Source organism: Pedobacter sp. ISL-64 (genome assembly GCF_018613605.1).
Classification (GTDB): domain Bacteria; phylum Bacteroidota; class Bacteroidia; order Sphingobacteriales; family Sphingobacteriaceae; genus Pedobacter.
This window is the reverse complement of sequence record NZ_JAGGPU010000018.1, coordinates 92,360-104,510: the sequence shown is the minus strand read 5'-3', so window position 1 is coordinate 104,510 and position 12,151 is coordinate 92,360. Positions and strand designations below refer to the sequence as shown.

The window sequence follows — 12,151 nt, the reverse complement described above, 5'->3', positions numbered from 1 at the left end:
GTTTTTAAACAAGGTCGTTGCGAGGCACGAAGCATCCTAATGATTTAGCTATATTTTCAACTTGTCGTAGCATTTCGCTAACGCTTTTTTGCAACGGAAACGCAGAAGACACAGATTTTGTAAGGCTCTTCGACTCCGCTCAGAGTGACAACCCGAAGGAGAATTATCTAAAAGAAACTCCATCACATCACACTTTAAACCTTAGGTAATACCAATGAACAAATGACCTATGAACTAATCGTTAGTCTGTAAAAAAATGTTAATTGGGTTAAACATTGTTAAAATCTACAAGTGAATGCACCTAATGACTTAGTTTCGCTTTAATTCCTAATCAGATAAAAGGAAAAACTAATCATCAGCCTATCAATTAACAATGAAAATATTCGCTCTATATTTTATGCTCTCCCTATTATTTTTGAATGTAGTTTCTGCGCAGACTACAAAAATGCACATTACAGGCACGGTAATTACCAAAAACGGCGTTAAGGTTTCAGCTAACCTTAAATTTACCAGTTTAGCAGATACTTCTTTTGTTAAAACAGTTAGCACCAATCAAGAAGGAAATTATGTATTAGAAAGCCTTCCAAGGGGTAAGTTCACTGTTGAAGTTAAGGCTGTAGGTTATCAATCGATAAAAGAAACATTCGAACCATTTGTAGGAAAAACTACCCTCGATTTAAGTTTTAACCTTCAGGCAGAGATAAAAGAACTCGAAAGTGTTGTCATCACTGGCCGTAAACCTTTAATAGAACGCCATAACGATAAAACGGTTATGAATGTAGAAAACAGCATCGTTTCTTCTGGTAATACAGCGCTCGAAGTGCTCGCTAAAATGCCCGGTGTATCGGTTAATCAGGATGGGGTAATCAGTATTAGAGGTAGGTCTGGTGTAAATGTGCTGATTGATGGAAAATCAACTTATTTATCTGCAGAACAATTGGCTACCAGATTAAGATCGCTAAACAGTAACGAAATAAAAACTATTGAACTGATTACCAGTCCTTCTTCTAAATATGATGCTGAAGGAAACGCAGGTCTGCTCAATATCAAGTTAAAAAAGAATGCCAACTACGGCACAAACGGAAATATAGATTTAGGTTTTGGCTATGGAGAGAATCCAAAAAGCGACGCCGGAATATCCATTAACCATAGAAATAAGAGCCTTAACCTATACGGTAGCTTCGCGAACAACAACAATAAAGCCACCGAAAATCTAGACATTTTGAGAGTAGTGAACGGGAGTGATCAAAATACCTATTTTCATCAATCAAATACACAAACAAGATCTTCGCACAACAACAATTATAAGGCGGGGATTGATTATTTCATCACCGATAAAAACACTTTAGGTTTCCTCACCACAGGTTATTTTAATAACGGCCACGACCTATCCAACGGCCTTACCGCTATTGGCCAAAGTTTTACAAAAGTCGATTCTTCGATTGTTGCCGATAATCCATCGAAAAATAAATATCGTAATCAGGCTTACAACCTCAATTACAAAAGTGTGATGGATACCTTAGGTCAGGAACTTTCTATCGATTTAGATTATGCCAAATACCATAGTGAAGAAAATACTGTTTATCAAAACTCATTTTTCGAAAAGGGTGGCTCCAGTTATAAATCAGCATCTATATTTCGGAATGCCACGCCTTCTTTTATAAAAATAAAAGCTGCTAAAATTGATTATACAATTCCATTTAATGCCAAAACAAAACTGGATGTTGGACTAAAAAGCAGTTGGGTAAGTACGGATAATGACTTTCAGTTCGAAAATTTTACAGAGAATGGCTGGAAAAATGACATCAGTAGAAGTAACCATTTCATTTACGATGAAAACATAAATGCGGCTTACGCTACTTTAAAATGCGAATTTAAATCGACCAGTATTGAAATTGGTTTACGAACTGAACAAACCAACTCAAAAGGTAACTCCATTAATGATAGCAAAATTGTAAAACGCAGCTACTTTGATTTTTTTCCAAGTTTTAACATCAACCAAACTTTAAATCCGAATAATGAGATTGGTTTTTCATACAGCAGAAGGATAGACCGGCCAGATTATAAATCGCTAAATCCATTTGTTTACTTTGTCGATTTGTATACCTTTAGCCAAGGCAATCCTTTTCTTAACCCACAGTATACCAATACTTTTCAAGTATCCTACAATTATAAAAAAACATTAAATATTTCCTTTGGATATAGCACTACCAACAACCTGATTATTGATGTTTTGCTGCCAGATAACGAGAAGAAAACACTCTACCAAACGGTAAAAAACCTTGATAAACAATATGCCTACGATTTAACGATTGGCTATCCTACTACCATTACCAAATTCTGGAGTATGGACAATACGCTTACCAGTACCTATAACCAGATCAAAACCGCAAACTTAGGTGATGGTATATACGACAGGAAGAAAGTAAATTTTACGGGAAACAGCAGTCACAATTTCACCCTTAGCCCATCAACTGCAGCAGAGCTTTCTGGAGAATATGCATCATCGCAGATTTATGGCACTTATGCCATTAAGCCCTACTATGGGATAGATTTCGGGATCAAGAAATCATTCCTCGATAAAAAGCTCAACGTTAAACTTACAGCCAATGATGTTTTCAATACCAGAAAGGCAAGAATTAGCAGTGCACTCTCGGGCTTAGATTATAACCTAACTCAAAAGCAAGAAAGCAGGGTATACAGACTAAGCTTAAATTACATTTTTGGCAGCAGTAGTATTAAAGGCAACCGAGAACGAAAAACCAGTGTAACCGACGAAGAAGGCAGAATTAAATAATTATTAATACTTATACTTCTTCTTTTTTTCTAAGCTTTAAAATGATGAACATTACCAAAACTGATATTAATATCATAATTAAATAGCTGTAGCTCAGGTTGCGTTCATCTTTAGCGGGGATCAGGTTTACGATACCATAACTCAAAAAAGAAACGATCACATAGGTAATCCCTCCTGTTAATCCACCTGCAATGCCTGCGTTTTTCGGAAATTTGCTCAGACAGAAAGTAAAGTAATTATTAAAGGTAAAGCCCGCTCCTACATGGATCAAAAAGGCGAAGAAAATTAAAGACCAAAGGTTCGAAACGAAATTTAAACTTACAATCATCAGGACAACAAAAGCTACCTGAAACAGTGAGTTGATCATTAATCGCTTAAAGAAGGGCCTGTTAATGGTGGCCTTGCCAATAAAGCCTCCAACCATCCATGCAAAACCTAAAAACAAGGAGCTATAACCTGCAATAACCGGCGAAAAATTAAAGTGGTGCTCAATAATAAACGGGCCGGTCATATTGTAAACCATCACCATACAATAAGCTAAACCCAACATGACAATACCGAGTGTAAAACTGGTAGTTTTAATCATTTCAACATAGATCTTTGTAATTTTTTTCAGTTGAAAATCGGTAAAATGCTTTAATGTTTCGCCACTGAACAATAACTCCAGCACTGCAAAAACAATTGCAAAACCAGCCAAAAAATAGAAGTTGGATTCCCAGCCAAATACCGTTTGCAGATAACCCCCAATAAACGGTGCTACAATTGGTCCGGTAGACCAGATGATGGAAAACAAACTTAGGTAATGTTTTAACTGATCGCCCTCGAAAAGATCAACAAAGTATGCTCTTTTTGCTACTACAATTGCGCCTACAGTAAGACCATGAATAATGCGCATTAAATAAATAAGGTAAATGTTATGGGTAGTTGCAATGATGATACTTGCTGCAGCGAAAATTAATAATGCGTATAAACAGATTTTATACCTTCCAAAACTATCGAGCACACTGCCGATAAAAAGTTGAGCAACCCCATAGCTTATTAGAAAAATGCTGAGTGTAAGTTGAACCTGAACATTGCTCACCTGCATTTCACCAGCCATGGTAGGTAATGAGGGGATATAAATATCGGTAGCAAAACCCGACAATGGAATTAAGGCAAAGGCCAGTAAAGTAGCCAAACCCTGGTGACGTTCTTTAATGTATTTTATTTGTGCTATATCTGCATTCATATTGGTACTGTAATGGTATATAAATATTCCAATCAAACAAGACATATATTGTTTTATGCACCTTACTGATTATTGACAACAAAATTAACTGTTTCACTCATCCTAAAATTATGCTAATCAAACAAAGGATTATTCAGGCCAAATAATTTCATTTTTTTACTTTAATCTAATAATTGCCATCCTTTTTGATGGCATTTGCCTACTAGCGCGTGGTGTATTGAAAATTATATCCTGCTTTAAACGTTTTTAACCAAACTTTTTATAAGTTTGAGGAAACAAGCAAACAAAAGATGTTCGAAAAGCTATTCAGAAAAAAATCCATTTCCAAGATATTACAAGATGCGGCAAAAGGCTATGGCGACCATGAAAACACATTACATAAAACACTCGGAGTACGCGATTTAACAGCTTTTGGAATTGCAGCGATTATTGGAGCAGGGATTTTTAGTACGATTGGCAAAGCAAGTGCAGATGGTGGTCCGGCGGTAATCTTTTTATTTATTTTTACAGCAGTAGCCTGTAGTTTTGCAGCCTTTGCTTATGCAGAGTTTGCTTCAATGGTACCTGTTTCTGGCAGTGCTTACACCTATTCTTATGTAGCCTTCGGCGAACTGGTTGCCTGGATTATAGGGTGGTCGCTTATTATGGAATATTCCATCGGTAATATTACGGTAGCCATATCCTGGTCTGATTACTTTACAGGATTACTCTCTACCATCAAAATACCTCCCCTCGGCATAGAGGGCATTCATGTACCCGATTGGATGACAATGGACTATTTAAGTGCCTATAACGGACATAAACATGCTGAAGCGCTTCTGGCGGCTGGCAAAAACCTGGCAGATTTAGATTCGGCTACAGCATTGGCCAATAATGCATGGCTTACCGCCCCAACAATCGGTGGTTTTCATCTTGTTGCAGATATTCCTGCTTTAGGTATTATCATTTTAATTACCTGGTTAATTTACCGTGGAATGAAAGAAAGCCGGAATGCCAGTAATGCGATGGTGGTGGTTAAACTTGCGGTAATTCTTTTGGTATTAGCGGTAGGTATATTTTATGTAGACACAAAAAACTGGGATCCATTTGCTCCGAACGGTGTTTCTGGAGTTTTAAAGGGAGTTTCGGCAGTATTTTTCGCTTATATCGGTTTCGATGCCATTTCTACAACGGCCGAAGAATGTAAAAATCCACAACGCGATTTACCGCGCGGAATGATGTGGGCGATTATTATATGTACCATCCTTTATGTGGCTATTGCACTGGTTTTAACAGGTATTGTTAAGTCAGATACCTTAGCTGTGGGCGATCCATTGGCATTCGTTTTTGATCAGATTAACTTAAAATTAATGAGCGGTATTATTGCCGTAAGTGCGGTATTTGCCATGGCCAGTGTACTTTTGGTTTTTCAAATGGGTCAACCACGTATTTGGATGAGCATGAGTAGAGATGGCTTATTACCAAAATCTTTTTCGAAAATTCACCCTAAATACAAAACGCCTTCGTTTGCTACCATTGTGGTAGGCTTTGTAGTGGCAGTACCATCGTTGTTCATGAATCTTACTATCGTTACCGATCTGTGTTCTATCGGAACACTTTTTGCTTTCGTACTGGTTTGCGCAGGGGTTTTAGTATTACAGAACAGGCCTGATGTACAGCGTGGAAAATTCAAGATACCTTATGTAAACAGTAAGTTTATTGTACCTATTGTTTTAATTGCGACTATAATTTTTGCATTCACAAAATATGGGAAAGAAACCAAAGCTTTCTTTTTCAATTCTCCTAAAACAATCCAAACGGTAACTTTTGTTACTTCTTTAAGTGGCGATGAACTTAAAATTGTTAAAGAGGAAATTGTTAAAAATGCATCGCCACAAATTGTATTGGCAGAAAAAGTAGATGCAGAATCTTATTTAAGTGCATTGCCGGCCGATCGTTACGAACAGTTTATTTCAGCCTCAAAAGTACCTGTAGAAAAGAAATACGAAAGCGGTTGGGGGTTGTTTAAACACAAAATCCCTATGTGGATTTTCTTGATCATCTGTGTGTTGATCACCTACTATTGCATTACTAAAAACTTGTCGTTAATTCCGGTTTTAGGATTGATTAGCTGTTTGTACATGATGTGCGAACTTGGCATTTCGAACTGGATCGGCTTCGGCATCTGGCTGGTAATTGGCCTCGTGGTTTATTTTGCCTATGGTTACAGGCACAGTAAACTGGCAAAAATTGAAAGTTAATTATAAATGAAGTATAATCCTTTAATACATCATCGAAGATCGATCAGGCTAAAGGATTACGACTATTCAAATGCAGGAGCCTATTTCATAACAATCTGTTGTGAAGATAGAATCCATAGATTTGGAAAAGTTTCAGACAATAAAATGATCTTAAATGAATCTGGAACTATCGCCTACAATGAATGGATAAATTTATCCGATAGATTTCCAAATTTCGAACTTGATGTTTTTCAGATCATGCCGAATCATATGCACGGCATAATCATTTTATCAGATGTTGCTGTCGGGGCGACCCTTGCGGTCGCCCAAGAAGAAGATGAATTAAACAGGGTGACCGCAAGGGTCGCTCCGACAATTTCCGACATTGTTGGCGCATATAAATCAATTGTTTCTAATGCGTGCCTGCAACTATTCAAATCGCACGATAAAACAATGGGAAAGCTATGGCAAAGGAACTACTATGAACACATTATTCGTGATGAAAGAGCATATAATAACATCTCGAACTATATTATAGATAATCCCAGTAAGTGGGACGAAGACAAATTCCATTTATAAAACAAAAAATCCCCTTTCTTTACCAGAAAGAGGATTCAATTTATTTCTTCTTTATAAAGGCCAGCGCAGTAATCATCACCAACCCCAATCCAGATGCAATCATATAATTATTGGCATGATCGAAATGGTACAGTTTAGCTATGGGTCCAGCTATAAACAAACTGACCCCCAATATTAAAATCGCAGTTCTCATCAGTTAAACCGGCAACCTGTTCAATTCAATATCATCTGGTGTAACGAAAATCAACGGAACTTTCTCTACATCAACATAACTGCTATCCAAGCCAAAACTCCGCTCTTCTGATAAACTTAATTTTTTAAGTATAAAGTAATAATCCATAATCTGTCTTTCATAGAAACTTAACTTGGTAAACTTAGATAAATGTTTTTCTAAAAGAACAAACCTGAAATCGCCAGCAATTTTATGCTTGTTTAAGGAAGTGTACTGACTGGTAATATCGATTTCTCCATTCTTCACCAGTTCTTCAACCACTTTACGATACAATAAGTTTACACGTTGCTCAATCCTGAAACCTAATCTAAAATCAATTCTGATCAGTTTACCCGGGATCAGAAATTCAACTTTATAATCTAAGGTATACGGCTCGTCCATTACGTCAACATGCACCAACCAGTACACATCGGCACGTTTTGGTTCCTTTTGTATAATAGAATAGATAATTTTTGATTCAATCTCCGTTTTAAAGTTGGCACTGGTTAAATAAACCAGCTGAGAGGAGTATTTCGGAACCGATTCATCTCCGCTTAGTTCAGTTAGAATCTCATAATAATCCTCAATTTCGACATATTTAACAAAGCGGTTTTTGATTTTACGGGCTACAAACCAGCTCCACATTACCGTAAACAATAACGAACCGATTAATACCGTTACCCAACCACCATGTAAGAATTTGGTTAAATTACTGATCAAAAATGTTCCCTCAATAATTACATAAGTAAAAAAGAATATCGCTACTAAATATTTCGGGAAACGTTTACTTCTCAAATAAAAACTCACCAAAATGGTCGTCATTAACATGGCTATCGTAATCGATAAACCATAGGCCGCATCCATTTTCTCTGCTTTTTGAAACAACAATACAATGCCACAGCAACCAATCCAGAGCATCCAGTTAATAGATGGAACGTATAACTGGCCTTTAGAAACCGATGGGTAAACAATTTTAATTTTAGGCCAAAGGTTTAAACGTACTGCTTCAGCAATTAAGGTAAAAGACCCACTAATTAAAGCCTGACTGGCAATTACTGCAGCCATAGTAGCCAAAATAACCATTGGTACCTGAAACTGATCAGGAACGATCTGGAAAAATGGATTCATTTTTGCGCCAGGAACATAACTCCCGCTGTTCTGCAAAATCCAAACGCCTTGCCCTAAATAGTTTAAAATAAGGGTTAATTTCACGAAAATCCAACTGATTCTGATGTTATTTCTACCGCAGTGGCCTAAGTCAGAATATAAGGCCTCAGCCCCTGTTGTACATAAAAATACACCGCCAAGAATTAAAAACGCTAGTTTATTGGTAACCAGTAAATGAATGGCGTAATAAGGGTTAAAAGCCTTTAGGATAGTAAAATCTTTAACAATAAAAGACATACCCAATACACCCAAAACAGCAAACCAAACAAACATTACCGGGCCAAATAGCTTTCCTACCAGATTTGTTCCGAACTGCTGGATAATAAATAAGATGGTTAAAATGGTTATTACAATTGGAATAACCGGTACCTCAAACTTATTGGTAAGCCCCTCAATTGCAGATGTTACGGTAATACTGGGGGTGATAATACCATCTGCAAGTAATGCACAGCCACCTACAACGGCTGGAACCACCAGCCACTTCGCCTTTTTTCGTACCAGTGAGAATAAAGAGAAAATACCACCCTCACCTTTATTATCGGCTCTTAGGGTAATAATAACATACTTAATGGTGGTTTGTAAGGTTAATGTCCAAATAATACAAGATAAAACCCCTAGAACATTTGTGGGATTGATATCTTGTTTTCCCCCTAAAATTGTTGTAAAAATTGCATTTAAGGTATATAAAGGTGATGTACCAATGTCACCGAACACAATTCCTAAACTAATTAGAACACCGCCGGCGGTTAACGCGTTGACATTTTTATGATTTGACACTTCGTTGATTATTTTTTGCGAGCAAAAGTAAACTAACTATAACAATATAACAACCAAATTATTGTGTATTTTTAACACTATGAAAATTAAATTTTATTGTTAAATTGTGTTAATTTATGGGTTTTAAACAAAATGTTTAATTTCTTTGTTTAAAATTAATACATTTGCTATACCAATTTGATGAAACTCTACACTAAGATAACGTTACTCACAAAACTTGCGTGCACATTGTGCATTGTGTCACTGTGCGGCGTAAATTCTTGGGCGCAACAAGCTGATAGTATTCATATTAGCTTAAAAAACAGAACCAAAAAAGTAAGCCGAATTCCTGAAATTAAAGCCAATATCACACCTTACAAGCCGCTTTATATGACAGTAGGCGGCTCTGGAATATTCAATACTTACTCCACAACTCCAAAAAATACAACGGTTGTAGCGAAAGATAAATTGTTAACCATCGTAAAAATATATCCTAATCCGGTTGAAGATCAGTTAAATATTATCCTTTCCATTGGAAAAGATGGTACTCAAACGACAATCAAAATCATCGATTTACTAGGAAACGAGGTAGCAACACTCTCAAACGAACGCTTAAACGCTGGCGAACAGACCAAAAGCTTCGTCATTCCTAATAGAATTAACCCAGGCATTTACTTTTTGAGGGTTATTGCCGGTTCCGAAAGCCAGGTAAAACGGATCTCGGTTTTATAACACCATTTTCTTTTCTATTTTTGATTGATGTGGATTTAACTCCCGTCTATTTTATCATATTTCATATTCTTAAGAATGAAAATCATCGCCATTGGCCGAAATTATGCCGAACATGCAAAAGAACTGAACAATCCGGTTCCAACTATACCCGTAATTTTTCTGAAACCTGATACAGCTGTTTTAAAAGACAATAAACCTTTTTACCTGCCTGATTTTTCTGATGATGTACATTACGAATTAGAAGTGGTATTAAAAATCTGTAAAGAAGGAAAACACATCGCAGAAAAATTTGCCGCGAATTATTATGATGAAGTGGGATTAGGCATCGATTTTACCGCTCGTGATATCCAGAGCAAACACAAAGAAAAAGGATTGCCCTGGGAACTTGCCAAAGCTTTTGATAACTCGGCACCCATCAGTATCTTCCATCCTAAAAGTGATTTTGAGGATCTTTACAACTTAAATTTTGAGTTGAAGGTAAATGGAGAAAGCCGCCAGGTAGGCCATACTAAAGATTTATTATTCTCGTTCGAGAAGATAATCAGCTTTGTTTCTCAATATATTACTTTAAAAAAAGGCGATTTAATTTTTACCGGAACACCGCAGGGCGTCGGAAAAATAAATAAAGGAGATAAATTGGAAGCCTGGTTAGAAGGAAAGCAACTTTTAAATTTTGATGTAAAGTAACGAATGATTAAAAACCCGATCCAGCATAAGTTAAAATTTTTGGTTTCGATCTGCCTTTTATTTGCTTCAACTTTTGTTCAGGCGCAACAGATTTATAGTACGAATAAATACCCTATTACCGATTTCAGACAACCTTTGGATATTAGTCCTCCTGCCCTTGCAGGTTCTTTTGGCGAAATCCGCGGCAATCACTTTCATTCTGGAATTGATTTCAGGACCAACCAACGCGAAGGTTACCCTGTTTATGCCGTTGCAGATGGCTATATTTCGAGGTTAAGGGTTCAGAACAGTGGTTTCGGACAGGCATTGTACATTAATCACCCTAATGGTTTCACTACTGTATATGGCCATCTTCAACGGTTTGCTCCCAAAATTGCAACCATCGTTAAAAACCTTGAATACGAGAAAAAATCATTTGAGATTGATGAGTTTCCCGATGCCACATTAATTCCCGTACATAAAGGCGAGATTATTGCCTGGTCTGGCAACCGAGGTAGTTCGGGCGGTCCGCATCTGCATTTCGAAATCAGAGATACCAGAACAGAAGAGACCATAAATTCGCAGTTTTTCGGGATTGTTATACCAGACAATATCCCTCCGGTTATTCATGGTTTATATGTGTACCGCTTAAACGGCAAAACCTTTAACGAATCGACACCTAAACAAGCCATTGGCATTAGCGGAGCAAATGGCAGTTACAAAACCACAGCCCCCATCAGTTTAACTGGCGAAGTTGGTTTTGGCCTGGTGGTAACCGATCGGCATAATGGTTTATCGGGCACCAATGGCGTATATTCCATTCAGTTAGAGGTAGATGGAAAAAAAGTATACACTTCTGCTCTTGAACGTTTTGCTTTCGAAGATAGTAAAGCCATTAATTCGCATATCGATTATCCTACCTACTTAAATACTAAAAGAAGTATCCAGAAAAGTTTTGTTGAGCCTGGTAATCCTTTAAAAATTTATAGCGGTTTAGTCAATAGCGGTAGAATTAATTTTAACGATGGTGCTTCGCATCAGCTGCGCTACATCATAACAGATTCGAAAGGGAACTCGTCTGTTCTACCTTTTACCGTAAATGCAGGTACTGCACCTATTGCAGCGCCGGTTATTCCCCCTGGAATAATTTATCCTTATAATAAAGTGAATGAGTTTAATACCGATGATATTAAAGTGGTTTTCCCAGTCGGGACATTGTACAGCAATTTAAATTTCACTTATAAAAAGTTGCCTAAACCAACGGGAAATGCCTGGTCGGCTGTACATCAGATTCATAATAAGTACACGCCACTGCATATCGGTTTCGATATCTCGATCAAGGCTGATAATCTTCCGGAAAACTTAAGAAGCAAAGCCCTAATTGTAAATAGCAACGGTACATCTCAGGGTGGGTTTTTTGAAAGTGACTATGTTAAGGCTACTCCAAAAAACTTCGGCAGTTTTTATATCGCTATTGATACCCTTGCACCAAGGATAGTACCTGTAAATATTGCTGAAGGGAAAAACATGGCCGGTTTATCTAAAATATTTTTCAGGATCAGTGATAATTTATCAGGGATAAAAAGTTTTAATGGTTATATCGATGGCAAATGGGCTTTAATGGAATTTGATACGAAAACAGCTACACTTTGGCATAGCTTTGACGAAAGAACAACTTCTGGAAAGCATATATTGGAATTAGTTGTAGTGGATATGAAAGAAAACACCAGAAAATACACAGTAACATTCTTTAAATAGGATCAGGATTTTTAAGATTTAAGGGTTTTATGATCGAG

General features: G+C 37.0%; 8 protein-coding genes. 6 read left to right on the top strand and 2 right to left on the bottom strand.

Translation table 11 applies throughout. The features are described from left to right. Positions 1 to 373 precede the first annotated feature (373 nt). Positions 374 to 2,797: an outer membrane beta-barrel family protein gene (locus J7E57_RS19935; protein WP_215131251.1), complete on the top strand. Its 2,424-nt coding sequence runs from the start codon at positions 374 to 376 to the stop codon at positions 2,795 to 2,797. 10 nt (positions 2,798 to 2,807) lie between these two features. On the opposite strand, the gene J7E57_RS19930 is transcribed toward J7E57_RS19935, so the two are convergent. Further along, positions 2,808 to 4,025, bottom strand: a complete 1,218-nt coding sequence (locus tag J7E57_RS19930) for an MFS transporter (RefSeq protein WP_215131253.1) — start codon at positions 4,023 to 4,025, stop codon at positions 2,808 to 2,810. A gap of 290 nt (positions 4,026 to 4,315) precedes the next feature. On the opposite strand from J7E57_RS19930, the gene J7E57_RS19925 reads away from it, so the two are divergent. Together J7E57_RS19925 and J7E57_RS19920 are read left to right on the top strand one after the other, a co-directional pair. Then, positions 4,316 to 6,265, top strand: coding sequence for an amino acid permease (locus J7E57_RS19925; protein ID WP_215131255.1), 1,950 nt, complete (start codon positions 4,316 to 4,318; stop codon positions 6,263 to 6,265). A 6-nt stretch (positions 6,266 to 6,271) separates the two neighbouring features. After that, positions 6,272 to 6,823: a transposase gene (locus J7E57_RS19920; RefSeq protein ID WP_215131257.1), complete on the top strand. Its 552-nt coding sequence runs from the start codon at positions 6,272 to 6,274 to the stop codon at positions 6,821 to 6,823. A 196-nt stretch (positions 6,824 to 7,019) separates the two neighbouring features. Here the strand turns inward: J7E57_RS19920 and J7E57_RS19915 are convergent, their stop codons facing one another. After that, positions 7,020 to 8,978 (bottom strand): KUP/HAK/KT family potassium transporter, encoded by a 1,959-nt coding sequence (locus J7E57_RS19915; protein ID WP_215131259.1) that lies wholly within the window; start codon positions 8,976 to 8,978, stop codon positions 7,020 to 7,022. Positions 8,979 to 9,215: 237 nt separating this feature from the next. On the opposite strand from J7E57_RS19915, the gene J7E57_RS19910 reads away from it, so the two are divergent. The 3 genes from J7E57_RS19910 to J7E57_RS19900 all read left to right on the top strand — a co-directional run bounded on the left by J7E57_RS19910 (position 9,216) and on the right by J7E57_RS19900 (position 12,113). Beyond that, positions 9,216 to 9,689: a T9SS type A sorting domain-containing protein gene (locus tag J7E57_RS19910; RefSeq protein WP_317196562.1), complete on the top strand. Its 474-nt coding sequence runs from the start codon at positions 9,216 to 9,218 to the stop codon at positions 9,687 to 9,689. Between the two features lie 75 nt (positions 9,690 to 9,764). Beyond that, positions 9,765 to 10,376 (top strand): fumarylacetoacetate hydrolase family protein, encoded by a 612-nt coding sequence (locus J7E57_RS19905; RefSeq protein WP_215131261.1) that lies wholly within the window; start codon positions 9,765 to 9,767, stop codon positions 10,374 to 10,376. 3 nt (positions 10,377 to 10,379) lie between these two features. Next, positions 10,380 to 12,113 carry a M23 family metallopeptidase gene (locus tag J7E57_RS19900; protein ID WP_215131263.1) on the top strand — a complete coding sequence of 578 codons (1,734 nt, stop codon included), beginning with the start codon at positions 10,380 to 10,382 and terminating at the stop codon, positions 12,111 to 12,113. Positions 12,114 to 12,151 lie beyond the last annotated feature (38 nt).